14 protein-coding genes are annotated in these 18,566 nt (G+C 37.0%); 7 read left to right on the top strand and 7 right to left on the bottom strand.

From position 1 onward, the window contains the following. Positions 1-134: 134 nt before the first annotated feature. Both dauA and trxA read right to left on the bottom strand, forming a co-directional pair. Positions 135-1,808 (bottom strand): C4-dicarboxylic acid transporter DauA, encoded by a 1,674-nt coding sequence (gene dauA / locus BQ5209_RS02815; RefSeq protein ID WP_085247058.1) that lies wholly within the window; start codon positions 1,806-1,808, stop codon positions 135-137. 284 nt (positions 1,809-2,092) lie between these two features. After that, positions 2,093-2,419 (bottom strand): thioredoxin TrxA, encoded by a 327-nt coding sequence (gene trxA, locus BQ5209_RS02820; protein WP_085247059.1) that lies wholly within the window; start codon positions 2,417-2,419, stop codon positions 2,093-2,095. A gap of 151 nt (positions 2,420-2,570) precedes the next feature. Between trxA and rhlB the strand changes: the two genes are divergently transcribed. Then, on the top strand, positions 2,571-3,800 hold the full coding sequence (gene rhlB / locus BQ5209_RS02825) for an ATP-dependent RNA helicase RhlB (protein ID WP_085247060.1): 1,230 nt from the start codon (positions 2,571-2,573) through the stop codon (positions 3,798-3,800). A 140-nt stretch (positions 3,801-3,940) separates the two neighbouring features. Here rhlB and BQ5209_RS02830 read toward each other — a convergent pair whose 3' ends face one another. Further along, on the bottom strand, positions 3,941-4,567 hold the full coding sequence (locus BQ5209_RS02830; protein ID WP_085247061.1) for a TfoX/Sxy family protein: 627 nt from the start codon (positions 4,565-4,567) through the stop codon (positions 3,941-3,943). Between the two features lie 321 nt (positions 4,568-4,888). Here BQ5209_RS02830 and BQ5209_RS02835 point away from each other — a divergent pair, with 321 nt between their 5' ends. After that, positions 4,889-5,515, top strand: a complete 627-nt coding sequence (locus BQ5209_RS02835) for a hypothetical protein (protein WP_085247062.1) — start codon at positions 4,889-4,891, stop codon at positions 5,513-5,515. On the opposite strand, the gene glnB is transcribed toward BQ5209_RS02835, so the two are convergent. Further along, a complete protein-coding gene (gene glnB / locus BQ5209_RS02840) occupies positions 5,512-5,850 on the bottom strand; it encodes a nitrogen regulatory protein P-II (RefSeq protein WP_085247063.1) in 339 nt (112 codons plus the stop codon). The genes BQ5209_RS02835 and glnB overlap by 4 nt on opposite strands. Positions 5,851-5,873: 23 nt before the next feature. After that, positions 5,874-7,478, bottom strand: coding sequence for an NAD+ synthase (locus BQ5209_RS02845; RefSeq protein WP_085247064.1), 1,605 nt, complete (start codon positions 7,476-7,478; stop codon positions 5,874-5,876). Positions 7,479-7,596: 118 nt separating this feature from the next. Here BQ5209_RS02845 and aroB point away from each other — a divergent pair, with 118 nt between their 5' ends. Then, entirely contained in the window at positions 7,597-8,676 is a 1,080-nt protein-coding gene (gene aroB, locus BQ5209_RS02850; RefSeq protein WP_085247065.1) for a 3-dehydroquinate synthase, read from the top strand. 354 nt (positions 8,677-9,030) lie between these two features. Further along, a complete protein-coding gene (locus BQ5209_RS02855; RefSeq protein ID WP_085247066.1) occupies positions 9,031-10,116 on the top strand; it encodes a 3-deoxy-7-phosphoheptulonate synthase in 1,086 nt (361 codons plus the stop codon). 50 nt (positions 10,117-10,166) lie between these two features. Here BQ5209_RS02855 and purL read toward each other — a convergent pair whose 3' ends face one another. Together purL and rsgA are read right to left on the bottom strand one after the other, a co-directional pair. Then, positions 10,167-14,069, bottom strand: a complete 3,903-nt coding sequence (purL, locus tag BQ5209_RS02860) for a phosphoribosylformylglycinamidine synthase (RefSeq protein WP_085247067.1) — start codon at positions 14,067-14,069, stop codon at positions 10,167-10,169. Positions 14,070-14,534: 465 nt separating this feature from the next. Beyond that, positions 14,535-15,563 (bottom strand): small ribosomal subunit biogenesis GTPase RsgA, encoded by a 1,029-nt coding sequence (gene rsgA / locus BQ5209_RS02865; protein WP_085247068.1) that lies wholly within the window; start codon positions 15,561-15,563, stop codon positions 14,535-14,537. A 79-nt stretch (positions 15,564-15,642) separates the two neighbouring features. On the opposite strand from rsgA, the gene orn reads away from it, so the two are divergent. The 3 genes from orn to hemH are packed head-to-tail and all read left to right on the top strand — an operon-like array spanning position 15,643 to position 18,488. After that, entirely contained in the window at positions 15,643-16,206 is a 564-nt protein-coding gene (gene orn, locus BQ5209_RS02870) for an oligoribonuclease (RefSeq protein ID WP_085247069.1), read from the top strand. Between the two features lie 5 nt (positions 16,207-16,211). Further along, the gene (gene waaA, locus BQ5209_RS02875; protein ID WP_085247070.1) at positions 16,212-17,483 is read left to right on the top strand and encodes a lipid IV(A) 3-deoxy-D-manno-octulosonic acid transferase; all 1,272 of its coding nucleotides are present in this window, start codon (positions 16,212-16,214) and stop codon (positions 17,481-17,483) included. A gap of 9 nt (positions 17,484-17,492) precedes the next feature. Next, positions 17,493-18,488: a ferrochelatase gene (hemH, locus tag BQ5209_RS02880; protein ID WP_167370300.1), complete on the top strand. Its 996-nt coding sequence runs from the start codon at positions 17,493-17,495 to the stop codon at positions 18,486-18,488. Positions 18,489-18,566 lie beyond the last annotated feature (78 nt).

The following is an 18,566-nucleotide window of genomic DNA, read 5'->3' on the forward strand; positions in this document are numbered from 1 at the left end:
GACTTTAACCCCTCAACAGCGATTAGTAAATGAAAAAAAAGGTAGTGAAGGTACAATTTATTACACAGTAATTATGTTTTATACATAATTACTGTGCATATAAATTATTCAATATAATAAAACTAATTTTAGAATTAATCTTTATCTTTCAGTGCTTCATCTAATGTTGAATAGAACATAAGCTTGTTAGAAATTGGAACAATTTTGGCACGAGCTAATGTTTTTAATGGTTGAAATTGTAATTCGCAAATTGATAGATCAACATGTTCAGGTAATTCATCGATAAAGTGTATTAAAGCATTAAGTCCACCAGCATCAAGAATAGGTACTGCGTCCCATTGTAGCACTATGTGTTCATACCCATTAATTTTTTGATAGATCTCTAAGAATGTACGTTCTGCAGCAGCAAAAAACAGTGGTCCATTAATACGTAACACTAAAGTTTTATCATCACTGCGATTTAGCTCAACTAAGCGAGTCATTCGAGCAATACGGCGCATAAATAGGATTGATGCAAGCACAATCCCAAGTGTAATTGCAATCACCATATCAAATAGTACTGTTAGCGACATGCAAATAAGCATAATTAAAATATCATCTTTTGGCGCACATTTGATAATATAAATGACCCGTTGAATCGCACTCATATTCCATGCCACGATAAGTAACAATGCAGCCATTGCCGAAAGTGGGATAAATGATAATGCTGGTGCAAAGCAAATTAATGCAAGTAACACAACGAATGAATGCAAAACGGCAGCAATCGGCGATGTTGCCCCAGCTTTGACATTTGCAGCCGACCGCGCAATAGCCGCAGTTGCTGAAATACCACCAAAAAAGGGCGCAATAATATTTCCTAAACCTTGACCAATTAGCTCGCTATTTGAGTGATGTTTGGTGTGCGTCATTTCATCTAATACAACAGCACACAGTAGTGATTCAATTGCGCATAACATTGCCATGGTTAGCGAAATTGGTAATAGCGCTGTGAGTATTGACCAATCCCAATTAAACTCAGCATGCTGCCAAGGTAGAACAAATTTTGGCAGTACAGCGGGTATACCATGACCTATTGTATTATCGGCCAGCGTATAGGTAAATCGAGAACCAATCGTTTCAATTTGATAGCCAAATTGATTAAAAATAAACATGACAGCAATGCCAGCAATCAGTGCGGGTAAGTGCCCTGATATTTTAACGCTAAGCTTTGGCCATATAATTAACACCATCAGTGTTACCACGCCAACTATGGTATCGGCAATATTGATAGTCGGTAGCATTTTAGTTAATTCAATAACTTTTTCGATATAACTTTCTGGCATATGCTCAAGCGTCAAGCCAAAAAAATCTTTAATTTGCATGGTCGCAATAGTTATGGCAATACCTGATGTGAACCCTAATACAACAGGTAATGGAATATATTCGATTAATCGACCTAATCGAATCAATCCCATTAATACAAGAAATATACCGGATAGTAATGTTGCAACGAGTAATCCAGATAATCCATATTGTAATGATACAGGATATAAAATCACTACAAATGCAGCAGTAGGACCAGAAACACTAAAACGCGATCCCCCCGTTAATGCAATCACAAAGCCCGCTATAATTGCTGTATATAGACCATACTGTGGTGGCACACCACTAGCGATTGCAAGAGCCATTGCTAATGGTATAGCAATAATACCAACAGTTATTCCGGCTATTAAATCCTTGAGAAAACGAGTTGTGTTGTAAGGGTTACTGATACATGCAGAGATAAACGCACAGCTAATTTTGGTGCCAGAAAGACCATATAATTTCATTATTTTTAATCAATTGAGGGAAGTTATCTTGAATGTCTAATAAGATAATCTTTTTTACAAAAAATAAAAGAGTGTTATAAAAATAATCATCTTTTTTTGTAAAATTTTTTGCAGGTAAGCAAGTAAAGAGAAATTAAATCATCATTAGAAATGATATAATTTATTTTACTGTTATGTTACTAAACGAAAAGCAGTATTTTTGAATTATTACTATAGTTAGCATCATCTAAAAGTAATGCATAATTCATTACTTTTAGATTATTTTATCAGCTAGTAGGTATCTATTATAATTGAGGATCGATGAAATCTTTAAGCTGAGCTTTAGATAAAGCGCCTACCTGAGTCGCAACAACTTGCCCATTTTTAAAAATCAATAAAGTAGGAATCCCTCGAATACCAAATCTAGGTGCTACATTTGGATTTTCTTCAACATTCAATTTGGCAATAACGATCTTATCACCATATTCTTGAGCTATTTCTTCCAAAATTGGAGCAATCATTTTACAAGGACCACACCACGAAGCCCAAAAATCAACAAGTACTGGTTTTGCTGATTCATTAACTGTTTTATCGAATGTAGCTTCTGATAACTGAACGATGTTATTACTCATTTTTATCTCCAATATTTTTAACTTATCCCCATAATAGATGACTTTGAATTCATCTACTAGTAATTAGTATAATAGGATATAATTATTAGTGATACCACTGTATTTAGTGTGGTATAATATTAAAACTCTGATAATTATATTCGCAACCATAATGATTCAATCATATCTTACCAAAACAACTTTTAGCCAATTTCCTCTTCATCCTTTAGTGTTAAAAGCGCTTGAGAAAAAGGAATTTGTTTATTGTACCCCTATTCAAGAAAAAACATTACCATTAACCACTCAAGGAATTGATATTGCAGGACAAGGACAAACAGGAACAGGCAAAACCATGGCGTTTTTGGCATCAACATTTAATCATTTGTTGAATCATGAACCTTTACCCGACCACAAAACCAATCAACCAAGAGCTATTATTATTGCACCAACACGCGAATTAGTTGTGCAAATATATCATGATGCTGAACCATTATCTAAAGCAACCGGGTTACAATTAGGATTAGCTTTTGGTGGTGATGGCTATGATAAACAATTAAAAGTTCTATCCACAGGAGTGGATATTTTAATTGCAACAACAGGTCGCTTGATTGATTATGCGAAGCAAAATTACATTAATTTAGATGCAATTCAAGTTGTCGTGTTAGATGAAGCTGACCGCATGTTTGATTTAGGATTTATCCGCGATATACGTTGGATTTTTAAACATATCACTCCACCACAAAAAAGATTAACCATGTTGTTTTCTGCAACATTAACACATAATGTGCGTGAATTAGCCTTTGAACACATGAACAATCCCCAATATGTCGAAGTTGAACCGGAACAAAAAATTGGTCATCGCATCAAAGAAGAGCTGTTTTTTCCATCCGATGAAGATAAATTAGCACTTTTGCAAACCCTGATTGAGGAAGAATGGCCAGATCGCTGTATTGTATTTGCCAATACCAAAGTAACATGCGAAAAAATTTGGCGACATCTTATTGCTGATGGTCATCGTGTTGGACTATTAACCGGTGATATTGCCCAGAAAAAGCGTTTATCAATTTTAGAACAATTTACTCAAGGACATCTTGATATTTTAGTCGCCACCGATGTCGCTGCAAGAGGATTACACATTCCTAATGTGACTCACGTCTTCAATTATGATCTACCCGACGACTGTGATGATTATCGTCATCGAATTGGGAGGACAGGACGAGCTGGGGCTGAAGGTTACTCGATTTCCCTAGCCTGTGAGCGTTATTCGCAAAATTTACCTGCTATTGAAAAAGCAATTAATCATGCTATTCCCGTTAGCCAGTATGATCGTTCGGCATTATTGACTAATTTGCCATCCCCAAGACCTTTTAGGCGTCCACCACGCAGAAAATCTTCTAACTAATTAAATAGTAACAAAAAAATTAATAATACTAATTATCAAAAGCTATCTAAAAATATAATTATACTTTGTAGGAAATCATTATTAGATAGCTGTTATAACAATATTATTACTATAATTTGATTAATGATTGCATATCAAAATTATTCTTTATGTAAATATTTATCCATTTGCTTTACAAAGCATTGATATTCAAACTCAATTTCTTTTTTAGTTTCCATCGATAAGGTAGCAACATGAAAGCGATGTAATGAACTATATAAGACAAACAATATATTCATTGAAATTGCCTCTTTTTTCTTTTTTATTTTATAATATGCACTCAAATACCCTACTTTTTGAAATGTTTCAACATCTTTGATGCCGACACTACACAGTAATCTTTCTAACGACAAAGTCATGTTAGGCAGTTCTTTTATTCGTTTTGCTTTAATTGTATTTTTTTCATGTAGCTCCTTTTTAGTGTATTTAATCACCATTTTCACCATAATTAATAATTTTTCACGATCCTTAAAAAGTTCATCATTAACTTTATAATAATCAAGTAACTTGGTTGACATGCCGGTTGTTATACTTAACGGCTGCATACCTAAATCAATAAATAATGAACGATAATCAGCATGTCCTCTTAAATAAAAGTCTTTCTTGGTAATCCAGCCAAACATTGTATCCCTACTATTAACACTAAATCCGCCAAAAAATGTTTTGATTGAAATATCTTTAACATCAGAAAGCTCTGTTAAAATTCGATTTGCAAATGTTGAGCACATAATTAATTTCCATCTAAACTTTATTAAGTAACTGAAGTAACTTACCAATTAATCTAAATTATAGCGATTTTATATTCAAACTATTTCCAAATAAATTCATCATTATGCGATCTGCATTCCATATATAAATATTAAATATGTTATGACTTGATAAATTATACTTTTATAAAGTTGTGTTGACTTTACAAAACATGATCAAAGAAAAATATTAATAATTCTTGAAAAAGAAAAATTGCTTTAACATTGTTATTCTGGCGTAATAATTATACAATCAAAGCCAATTAACTGAATAATACTTAATTTTTGTTAAATCCAATCAATATGATAAAAAAAATTATTGCTTTATTTTTTATGTTTTACACTTTTGCTGTATCTGCCGATAAATTGCCATTAATTGATTCGTTAACACTTTGTACTCCTGATTTTTTTAGAAAAGTTTATATCAATAAAAATAAACTAAGAAAACATACTAACATCAAAATTTTTAACCGAAATCAAGCTTACATTTCTGTCGAAAATCGTTATGATATAGCCAAAAATTATGTTTATTTCAAAAAACCTATGAGCTATAAAGACCTGACAATCACAGGCTATTATGATCATGCAATGAATCTTGGCAAAATGGGAAAATATTATTTCTGGGGATTTATCATCGATAATGATATCAACCAAATTAAAGAAACATTGAATTTTATAGATTGGCAAAGTATGGAAGATAATATTCTCTATATTGGAAATCCAATGATTCGTAATATTAATGATGAGATCCAAATCTGGGAAAAAAATAACGGCACTGTTGTTGGTGTAAAAACCATTCCAGCACCGGACACTACCGAAAAACTACTATTACTTGAGAAAGATGCAAATATGAACCTTCTTATTTGTTCGATTCAAGGTACGGTGACCTCAGAATTACTAAAACAAGAACGCCCCGATATTATAAACTAAATTGCAGACTCATCCATTTCGCCTGTTCGAATACGAATGACTTGTTCAACGTTATAAACAAAAATTTTGCCATCACCAATTTTGCCTGTTTGTGCTGTTTTCATAATGGTCTCAATGCACATTTCTAAAATATCATCTGATACAACAAGTTCAATTTTTACTTTTGGCAAAAAATCGACCATATATTCCGCGCCACGATATAGTTCGGTATGCCCCTTTTGCCGACCAAAACCTTTGACTTCTGTCACTGTCATACCGGTAATACCTTGATCAGCAAGTGCCTCTCGAATATCATCTAATTTGAATGGTTTAATAATAGCTTCAATTTTTTTCATATCTAATTTCCCTTAACTCGATATTACCAATTTTCAAACCCAAAAGCACTAGTGATTGGATAACGACGACCTTTGCCAAAATTACGAGTTGTGATTTTCGGACCAATTGCTGATTGACGCCGTTTATACTCATTGATATCAACCAATTTAATAACCCTTCTTACCGTTGCTTCATCATAATTTTGTGCAATAAGTTGTTCAACGGAAAGATCGTGTTGAACATAACCTTCCAAAATTCCATCTAAAACATCATACGGCGGTAAACTATCTTCATCTTTCTGATCAGGTGCTAACTCCGCTGAAGGTGGTCGTGTTATCACTCTCTCAGGAATAACATAAGAACGCGTATTACGGTATTTTGACAACGCAAACACCATGGTTTTAGGTACATCTTTGAGTACATCAAAACCACCGGCCATATCGCCATAAAGCGTTGCATAACCTACCGACATTTCGCTTTTATTGCCTGTTGTCAGTACCAGTCTGCGCCGTTTATTTGATAGCGCCATTAAAATCACTCCACGACAACGCGCCTGTAGGTTTTCTTCTGTGGTATCTTGTTGTGTGCCAACAAACATTGGATTGAGCGAGGCCATAAATGCATCAAACATAGGTTCAATTGAAATAATATCAAATTCAACCCCTAATATTTCAGCTTCCTCTTTAGCATCTGCAATACTAATATCGGCTGTATAACGAAATGGCATCATCACCGCCTGTACTTTATCTTTACCTAAAGCATCTACCGCAATAGCAAGGGTTAAAGCAGAATCAATCCCACCAGAAAGTCCTAAAACAGCACCTTGGAAGCCATTTTTAGTCACATAATCGCGAGTTGCAAGTACCAATGCATCATAAACTGAAGCTAATTGATTATTTTCATTCTTATCAATTATCGCAGGATGATTGACACCCAATTCAAAACAAGCAATCTCTTCTTCAAATGATCTTAGCTGGCAAACAATCTTGCCAAGTTCATTACAAATAAAAGATCCGCCGTCAAATACCAACTCATCTTGCCCCCCCACTTGATTGACATAAATAACAGGTAGACCAGTTCGTTTTGCATGTTGTTTAACTAAATTATGGCGATGTTTCTGTTTTTCACAATCATAAGGGGAAGCGTTAATGGTGACAACAAAATCAGCCTGAGCCATATGAATATTATCAACCGGCTCAATTTGCCAAAGATCTTCACAAATTAATAAACCAATCTTTTTGCCTTTAAAATCGACGACGCAAGTTTGATTGTCAGCAGTAAAATAACGCTTTTCATCAAATACATCATAATTGGGTAACTGCTGTTTGTGATAACGCGCTAATAACTTACCGGCAGAAAAGAAAGATAATGAATTATAAATACAGCCAGCATACCAGTGTGGGTGTCCAACAATAACTGCACAGTGTTCACTTGATTGTTGAATTAAAGCCAACGCCTTCTGGCAGCGATCTTTAAAATCAGATCGATAAACTAAATCTTCTGGAGGATATCCACATAACGCAAGTTCTGAAAAAATAATAAGATCATAAGATGAGTGGCTATGCATGAGCTCAACTATCTGCTGAGCATTTCCTTCTATATCGCCAACACGCCAATTTTTTTGCGCTAAAACAATAGATAAAGACATATAAAATTCAACATCACAAATAAAATTAACATTAAGTTTAAATGATTCTAAGTTGCGCTGCTACTTTTTTATCGTTAACATGCAACAATAAATGGTTTTGACTTATCTGGAAGTTAATATGCATAAAATATTAAATGTGGAGCTGGCTAAACGTCGTTATCCCATCACCATTGGTGAAAATCTACTAGGCGAATTTCAACATTTTAAACTCCAAGCTGGTCAACGCGTGCTCATTGCTACGAATGAAACTATCGCGCCCCTTTATTTACAAACATTAATTGATATGCTTGAAAAGCATGGTGTAAAAACCGATTCTGTCGTGGTTCCTGATGGTGAGCAGTATAAAACGATGGAAACATGGAACATGATACTCACAGCCTTACTTGCCCATAATCATACCCGAAGCTCAATATTGATTGCATTAGGTGGCGGCGTAATTGGCGATGTGGCTGGCTTTGCCGCTTCAGCTTATCAACGTGGCATTAAGTTTATTCAAGTACCCACTACACTACTGTCCCAAGTTGACTCATCTGTAGGTGGCAAAACAGCGATCAATCATCCACTGGGTAAAAATATGATTGGCGCATTTTATCAACCGCAATCAGTTGTCATTGATCTTAATTGTTTAAAAACATTACCGCCACGAGAGCTTTCAGCAGGACTTGCTGAAGTAATAAAATACGGTATTATTTTAGATGCTGAATTTTTTAGTTGGTTAGAAGCACACATCGACGATTTACTAAACCTAGATGTTAATGCATTAAGCTACTGTATTTATCATTGTTGTAAGCTTAAAGCACAAGTTGTTGCTGCAGACGAAACAGAACAAGGCATACGCGCGATATTAAATCTTGGTCATACTTATGGGCACGCAATAGAGGCAGAACTGGGTTATGGAAACTGGCTACATGGCGAAGCCGTCAGTGTCGGTATGCTAATGGCTGCACAAACAGCAAAATTACTTGGTAAATTAACCCAAGCAGATATTGAACGGATTAAAAACTTATTAATTCGTGCTAAGCTACCAGTTAACAGACCAACAACAATGCCGATTGAATCTTACCTACCACATATGTTACGAGATAAAAAGGTACTATCCGGACAACTACGGCTAGTTGTACCCACTAAAATTGGGCATGTTCAAGTGCTGGACGGCATTGATAAAGACGTGGTATTTCAATCTATACAACTTACTTAATGATTGGTAAAAACTGGCCGTGTCATTGACAGTAATAAAAAACCACTGCAATTGATATATAACAAGATTAACGCATCTCATCAACAAGATGAAATGCGTTCACATCAAAAAATCACATCATAAACTTACTCAGCTTAATGTAAATATTTTATTACACATCTTTTATATTTGCTTACTCAGATACCTATTTTTTAAATTTATTTTCTATCAAATCACAAAATTTAAAAGACTAATTACTTAGTAAATATTGAAAATTTAATTTACTATTATGTAATTTTGTGTTTACATAATAACCGTTTATGTAATTAATGTTTTACATATAAAGTATAAATGATTTTAACAAGGAAAATAATAATGTTAAAAGATACCCTAAATAATGTCCGAATCCGAGACGAACACATGTTAATCACACCCGAAGAAATAAAACAGCTTTCCCCTCTTTCTGAAGACTTAAAAAATCAAATTGCTTCATCACGCCAAACTGTTGTGGATATTTTAGATAGACGCGATCACCGATTGCTTATCGTCTGTGGTCCTTGCTCTATTCATGATCCTATTGCAGCACTGGAATATGCGCATAAATTAAAAAAACTCTCAGACGAAGTTAAAGATCACTTATTTATCGTCATGCGTGTTTATTTTGAAAAACCAAGAACTACTGTTGGTTGGAAAGGTTTGATTAACGATCCTCATATGGATAGCTCATTTGATATTGAGCATGGACTAAAAAAAGCACGTAAATTACTGCTCGATATTGCTGAAATTGGCTTACCTATTGCAACCGAAGCGTTAGATCCCAATACACCACAATATATTGGGGATTTGATTAGTTGGTCAGCAATTGGCGCAAGAACCACAGAGTCACAAACACATCGAGAAATGGCCTCAGGGCTTTCAATGCCTGTTGGTTTTAAAAATGGAACAGATGGTAGTTTAGATGTCGCCATTAACGCCATGAAATCAGCCTCTATGCCTCACCGTTTTGTGGGCATTAATCAAAAAGGGCAAGTAACCGTTTTACAAACTATGGGTAACCCACATGGTCATGTTATTTTGCGTGGCGGTAAATCACCTAACTTTGACGCTGAAAATGTCGCATTATGTGAGGCACAAATGAAAAAGGCGGGATTGCAACCCAACTTAATGATTGATTGTAGCCATGCCAATTCCAATAAAGATTATCGTAATCAACCTGTTGTTGCTGAATCAATTATTGAACAAATCAAACATGGTAATAATTCAATTATTGGCGTGATGATTGAAAGTAATTTATTTGAAGGCAACCAATCTTCTGAACAACCACCAGAGGACTTCAAATATGGCGTGTCGGTTACTGATGCATGCATTAACTGGGAAGAAACAGACACACTATTGCGAAAAATGGATCATGTTTTAGCACAACCACTGATTGAAAGGCAAAAGCAATCGGTTACAGCTTAATCGATCAATAGATAAATATATCGCCGACATTATTATCGGCGATATATTTTTTAACCTAGCTGCTTACGAGCATTACGGAACATTCGCATCCATGGGCTATCTTCGCCCCAATTATCTGGGTACCAAGAATTTGTTACAGTTCTAAATACACGCTCAGGATGAGGCATCATAATCGTTGCGCGACCATCTTTAGAGGTGACTGCAGTGATCCCATTTGGAGAACCATTTGGATTAGCAGGGTATTGCTGTGTTACTTTACCAAAATGGTCAATATAACGTACCGCAATTAATCCTGATGCTTCTAAATTGGTTAGATGCGTATCATCACTAACCTCAACCCGTCCTTCCCCATGCGAAACCGCAATTGGCATATAACAGCCCGCCATATCAGTAAAAAGCAAAGATGGGCTTGATTGAATTTGCACTAAGCTAAAGCGCGCTTCAAAACGTTCTGACAAATTACGCACAAAACGAGGCCACAAATCAGCCCCTGGAATCAGATCATTAAGGTTTGACATCATTTGGCAACCATTACAAACCCCTAACGATAACGTATCGCCGCGATGGAAAAACTGCTCAAACTCATATCGAACTCGCTCATTAAACAGCACTGATTTAGCCCAACCTTCGCCAGCACCCAACACATCACCATAAGAAAAGCCACCACAAGCAACCAGTGTACTAAATGGCTCAAGCGTAATACGACCTGAAAGTAAATCCGTCATATGTACATCAATGGCTTCAAAACCAGCTCGATCGAATGCGGCGGCCATTTCGACATGCGAATTAACCCCTTGTTCACGTAAAATGGCAACTTTAGGTTTTGCACCTTTAGCAATATAAGGCACAGTAATATCCTTTTGTGGGTCGAAAGTTAAGTGCACACTTAGTCCTGGATCATCTTCATTTTGTTTCGCTTGATGTTCTTGATCTGCACACTCAGGATTGTCACGTAACCGCTGCATCTGCCAAGTTGTTTCGGCCCACCATGTTCTTAACATTGAGCGCGACTCACTATAAACCACAGCAGATTTGTTGCGCACAATAAATTGTTGTCCTGCTTTAGCACTACCCAAAGCATGAACCGTATGAGATAAGCCAAACTGCTTAAAGCAAGCCATTACATCGTCTAAACAACTATTAGCCACCTGAATAACAGCACCAAGCTCCTCATTAAATAGCGAAGCAATCACATCATGACCTAATTGAGAAATATCAACATCAACACCACAATGCCCTGCAAAAGCCATCTCAGCCAATGTCACAAACAGCCCTCCATCGGAACGATCATGATAAGCAAGCAGAGCATTTTGACTGACTAAGGCTTGAATTGCTTGATAAAAATTAAGCAGCTCTTTAGGGTTATGCACATCCGCTGTTTGTTGACCTAAATGACGATACACTTGCGCCAGCGCAGTTGCACCTAACGCTTGATGACCGTTTGATAAATCAACCAACAATAACGTATTATCTTGATCGGCACGCAATTGTGGTGTCACGGTTTTACGCACATCTTCAACGCGTGCAAATGCCGAAATAACCAACGATAACGGCGACGTCACTGTTTTTTGTTCGCCATCTTGTTGCCATGTGGTTTTCATCGACATCGAATCTTTACCAACTGGAATTGCAAGTCCCAATGCTGGGCATAGATCTTCACCTATTGCTTTAACGGCCTGATAAAGCCCAGCATCTTCACCCGGATGGCCAGCGGCAGCCATCCAGTTAGCTGAAAGCTTAATGCGTTTGATATCGCCAATATTCGTTGCGGCAATATTGGTAATCGCCTCACCAACAGCAAGCCTTGCCGAGGCAGCAAAGTTAATTAGTGCAACTGGCGCGCGCTCCCCAATGGACATAGCTTCGCCATAATAACTATCAAAACTTGCGGTGGTAACAGCACAATCGGCAACAGGTACTTGCCAAGGACCGACCATTTGATCGCGCGATACCATCCCCGTCACAGAGCGATCGCCAATGGTAATTAAAAAGGTCTTTTCGGCAACCGTTGGCAAATGTAAAACCCGTTTGACTGCATCATATAAATTAATGTCAGCAGTTGAAAAATTATCACCATGCGCCTGATGTGTTTTTACATCGCGTTGCATTTTAGGCGTTTTACCAAGAAGTACATCCAATGGTAGATCAATTGGATTATTATTAAAATGATCATCATGCAAAGTAACAGCTTTATTGGCAGTTGCTTGACCAATCACAGCATAAGGCGCCCGTTCGCGTTGGCAAAGCTCATCAAACAGAGCCAATTTATCCGGATGGATAGCAAGCACATAACGTTCTTGCGATTCATTACACCAGATTTCTAGCGGTGACATTCCCGGCTCATCACTGAGTATTTTACGTAGTTCAAATTTACCACCACAGCCCCCGTCACTAACCAGCTCAGGCATCGCATTAGACAAACCGCCAGCACCCACATCATGAATAAATAAGATAGGGTTATCTTCACCTAGTTGCCAGCAGCGATCGATAACTTCTTGACAACGGCGCTCCATTTCAGGGTTATCGCGCTGAACAGAAGCAAAATCCAGATCTGCATCGGATTGACCTGATGTCATAGACGACGCCGCCCCACCACCTAAGCCAATATTCATCGCAGGACCACCTAACACAATCAGCTTAGCGCCAGCCGGAAACTCACCTTTTTGAATATGTTCACGGCGAATATTACCCATACCACCCGCTAACATAATCGGTTTATGATAACCTCTCACTTCTTCGCCATTATGGCTATTTACTCGCTCTTCATAAGTGCGAAAATAACCTAATAAAGCCGGACGACCAAATTCATTATTAAACGCTGCTCCCCCTAAAGGACCCTCCATCATAATATCAAACGCACTGACAATACGATCAGGCTTACCAAAATCTTGCTCCCAAGGTTGTTCAAAATTAGGGATCCGCAAGTTAGAAACCGAAAAACCCACTAAACCGGCTTTCGGTTTAGCCCCGCGCCCAGTTGCACCCTCGTCACGAATCTCACCACCACTCCCCGTTGCCGCTCCCGGCCAAGGCGATATGGCGGTTGGATGATTATGCGTTTCCACTTTCATTAAAATATCTGCATATTCTTGATGATAACCGTAGGTTTTATTCTCATTATCTGCAAAAAAGCGCCCAACTTTCGAGCCATCCATCACAGCGGCATTATCCTTATAAGCAGACGAAACATAATCAGGAGTGTGCTCAAAAGTATTTTTGATCATCTTAAACAGTGATTTAGGCTGCTTTACCCCATCAATAATCCAATCAGCATTAAAAATCTTATGGCGACAATGCTCAGAGTTGGCTTGCGCAAACATATAAAGTTCAATATCAGTCGGATTACGTTTTAATTTTTTAAAATTTTCAACTAAATAATCAATCTCATCAGATGCTAACGCTAAACCTAATTTAAGGTTAGCATCTTCTAACGCTTTGCGCCCTTGGGCTAATAAATCAACGGTTGTCACAGGCGTTGGAGACTCAACGTGGAATAGCTGCTCGGCTTGCTCAACACGACTAAAAACAGCTTCCATCATGCGATCGTGAATCAATGATAAAAAATCATTTTTTTGTGAATCGGTTAATGGCGAACTCACTTGCACATAATAAGCGATTCCTCGTTCAATACGGCGAATCTGCGACAAGCCGCAATTATGCGCAATGTCCGTCGCTTTTGACGACCAAGGCGAAATGGTTCCAGCTCTAGGCGTGACTAAAAAGAGTTGTTTAATGGATTTATCTTTGATATTTATTTGTGCAGTTTTAGGACCATATTGCAATAATCTATCTAGCGTTAATTGTTGTTTGTCCGTCAATTTATCAGCCAAATCAACAAAATGGAGATATTGGGCTTCAATACCAATAACAGGGATGGATTTTTCACAACAAGTAGATAAGATTTTACTAATACGAAATGCAGATAAAGCAGAACAGCCAGCTAAAATTTTCATGAAAATTACTCTTTTTAAGCCAAAAATAGGGGGGAAATAGAACAATATTATAAAAGAAAGCGTACGATGTGGCTATATTAAATACAATTAATCAGGTGATGGTTTTTTTATTTTTTGCTTAACTAAAAAAGCAACAAAACATCATAAAGCTACATAAAATCAACATGCGAATACTTATTGGAAAAATTTGAAAAATTAAGGCAGGACGAAAAACCCAATACCATACCATCCTTAATGCAGATAGTAAGGCATGGTTTATTCACTCGATAGCGATCGATAAACTATTTTCAATATCTATACCAATATTGCAATCAATTATATTTACCATGATGACAGGATTGAAAGGCATATTTCGACAGAAATATCGCCAGAGTATAAAAATATAGATATGTTTATCACTACGAAAATAGAAAATTACATAATCTAAACCTTGTTGCAACTGTTATCTCCAAATAATACAGCTGCCTATTTATAGCTTTTATTGGTTTTTGCTTTAACTTCTTGCATTGACTGCAAAATTCGATGATAGTTATCTAACCTTGATTGAGCAATTTCACCCTCTTGCACGGCTTTTTGTAATAAACATCCTGGTGTGTCAAGATGATTACAATCACGAAAGTGGCAACCACCTAAATAATTATTAAATTCTTTAAAACCACTAATCACTTGCTCCGGCTCTAAGTGCCATAAACCAAATTCACGGATACCTGGTGAATCAATAATATCGCCACCATTTGGTAAATGGTAAAGCTTTGATGAGGTTGTGGTGTGTTGACCAAGTCCTGATATTCCCGAAATATCCCCAATCATTGCTGATTGTGATTGATGAGGTAACAGTAAATTAATAATACTTGATTTACCCACGCCTGACTGCCCAACTAAAATAGAAATCTTACCTTGCAAGATATCTTGTAATACCGCAATACCTTGTTGATGCTGGCATGAAACATACAACACTTGATAACCAATTTTGGTATAAATCGCCAATTGTTTTTCAACATCAGCGCGTTGCTGATCATTGAGTAAATCAATCTTGTTTAAAACAATAATGGGTTGTATATCAGTACTTTCACAAGCTACTAAATAGCGATCGATAATATTTAGTGATAGTTCTGGCAAAACAGCCGAAATAATCACGATTTGATCAACATTTGCGGCAACAGGTTTAACACCATCATAAAAATCAGGCCGAACAAGCTCAGAGTGCCGAGGATGAACCGCTTCAATGATGCCATTGGTATTCGGCTCTAAACTTTCGCGCCATAAAACTTTATCGCCAGTGACTAACGACGGTAATGTGCGCCGAATACTACAACGATAAATAAGACCAGCACTATCTTCGACATCAGCCGATTTACCAAAACGACTTATCACCACACCATCACGAGGGGATGAAAAATTTGATAGACTGTCATCTTGTTTTATAGCTAATCGTTGCTGGTGTTTTGCCGCTACGCGCCTTTTTTGATTTTGGGAGAGTTGATTTTTTGCCATAGCACTCATTTTTTACTAAAACAGATTGTCAGTTATGCTACACTACTGAGTATCAAAAAGAAAATTTCTATCGCAAATTATGAGCAAACAACCACAAATTAACAATAGTAATCTTATTTGGATCGATCTTGAAATGACAGGACTTAATCCAACCACTGATCGCATTATTGAAATTGCAACCATTGTTACCGATTCTAATTTAAATATCCTTGCTGAAGGACCGGTCATTGCCGTTCATCAATCTGATGAGCAATTAGCTTTAATGGATGAGTGGAATCAAAATACTCATGGCAAATCAGGACTCATTGAGCGTGTTCGTACAAGTACCATTAGCGAACAACAAGCCGAACAACAGACCATCGAATTTTTAAAACAATGGGTACCTGAAAACTGCTCACCGATTTGTGGTAATACTATTGGGCAAGATCGTCGTTTTTTATTTAACTATATGCCTAATTTAGAACGTTATTTCCATTATCGTTATTTAGATGTCAGCACAATTAAAGAATTAGCTAAACGTTGGAAACCGGAAATACTAAAAGGAATTAGTAAACAGAGTTCGCACCAAGCGCTTGATGATATTCGTGATTCGATTGCCGAACTGGTTTATTACCGCGAGCACTTTTTTAATCTAACCGAATAATTAGCATGCAAATTTTATATACTGTTTTATTATATTTGATTCAACCCTTCGTTTGGCTAAGGCTACTTTGGCGTAGCTGTAAAGCGCCTGCTTATCGTAAGCGTTGGCTTGAACGCTATGGTTTTTGCCAAAATAAAGTTGAACCTAACGGTATTTTACTACATGCCGTATCAGTGGGAGAAACGATTGCCGCTATCCCACTCATCAAAGCATTGCAACAACAATATCCTAATTTACCTATCACTGTGACCACTATGACGCCAACAGGCTCGGAGCGAGTGCAATCGTCATTCGGTGATAGCGTGCATCATGTCTATTTACCTTATGATTTGCCTTGCGCAATAAATCGTTTTTTAAAAACAACTCAGCCCAAATTAGTGATTATTATGGAAACTGAGCTTTGGCCTAATTTTATTGGGCAGTGTTACAAACGAAATATTCCGCTGATTCTTGCCAACGCCAGATTATCAGAACGATCAGCTAACCGATATCGCAAACTAGGACGCGCGATTAGCCATTTACTATCAAAAATTAGCACCGTTGCCGCACAAAATAAGCAAGATGGAGAGCGTTTTATATCACTGGGTTTGCCAAGTGATCATCTAGCAATAACTGGCAGTATTAAATTTGATATTGATTTAACTACTCAACAGCAGCAAAAAATCACAACACTAAAACAACAGTGGCAATTAAACCACCCTGTTTTTATTGCTGCAAGTACACATAGTGGCGAAGATGAAATCATCTTGTCTGCCTTTGAACGATTATTACAAACATATCCTAATTTGTTATTGATTCTTGTCCCCCGTCACCCTGAACGCTTTAAAACCGTCGAAAAATTAATTAATGACCGTGGGTTAAATTATATCAACCGCAGTAGCAACCAAGTTCCGACTCAACAGACGCAAGTCATTTTGGGCGATACAATGGGAGAGTTAATAGAACTTTATGGCATGGCCGATATTGCCTTTGTTGGTGGTAGTTTAGTGAAGCATGGTGGGCATAACCCATTAGAGCCAGCACTCCACCACATCCCAATCATTAGTGGCGAACACTTTTTCAATTTTAAAGTTATTTGTGAACAGCTCATTTCAGCTAACGGGATGATCACTTGTGCTAGCTCAGAAGACGCTCTTTATTCCGCGGTTAATGCGCTTTTGGCAAATAAAAGTAATAGTCAGCAAATTGGCGAACAGGCATATCAAGTATTAAAACAAAATCAAGGGGCACTAAATCGGCTGCTTAACATTATCAATCATTATCTTTGCGCAAAATAAGGATTGCTTGTGGAAAAAAAACAAGGTCTATTATTGGTTAATTTAGGCACGCCAAGTGCGGCAACACCAGATGCAATAAAGCAGTATTTAACCGAGTTTTTGCTCGATCGGCATGTAGTTGATTTACCTAAGCTGTTTTGGTCTCCCATTTTAAAGTATCTTGTGATACCTAAACGAGTGCCTTATATTATTCACCATTACCAAAAAATTTGGATAAATGGCGCATCACCTTTATTACATTATAGCCAATTATTATGTGATAAGTTACAACGCCATTTACCTAATATCCAATGTGAATTAGCCATGACCTATGGCAAACCGGATATGCAATCTGCGTTGAACAAGCTTCAATCATGCTCAAAAATTACCGTATTGCCACTCTTTCCACAGTATTCCACAACCACAACTCTGGCAGTACTTGACAAACTTAAACAAATTATCGCCTCTGATCAAATCATCGATAACATCTGCTATATTCGTGATTATGCTGATCATCCAAGCTATATCAATGCACTTTATCTACAAATTAAGCAGGCTTTTGAAGATCAAGGAGAGCCTGAAGTGCTCGTGCTTTCTTATCATGGTATCCCAGAGAGTTATATTCACAAACGAAAAGAGGATTATATTAAACGTTGTGAAATGACCACGCAGTTATTAATCGAAAAATGTCGAGCAAATGGTATAAATCGACCAATCCAAATGGCGTACCAATCCAAATTTGGTAAAGGTAAATGGGTTACACCAAGTACCAGTGACACACTACAAACACTAGCGCAAAGTGGCGTTAAAAACGTGCACGTTATCTGCCCGGGTTTCTCGGTAGATTGTATTGAAACCCTTTATGAAATTGACGAAGAAAATCGAGAACTGTTTTTTAATGCAGGCGGAAAAACGTTTTATTATATTCCCGCATTAAATGAGAGCGACTTACAGATTAGTTTAATCATAGCGTTAATCAATCATACTCAACCGCTTACATTTAAAAATTTATACTCAAACACATAGTTTCCTGAAACTTTTTGACAAAAGCCATTTGACTTAAAAAGATTATACAAAGTTGATAATTGTTAACGTTCAAATGAT

The sequence above is a fragment of the Gilliamella mensalis genome, assembly GCF_900103085.1.
Taxonomy (GTDB): domain Bacteria; phylum Pseudomonadota; class Gammaproteobacteria; order Enterobacterales; family Orbaceae; genus Gilliamella; species Gilliamella mensalis.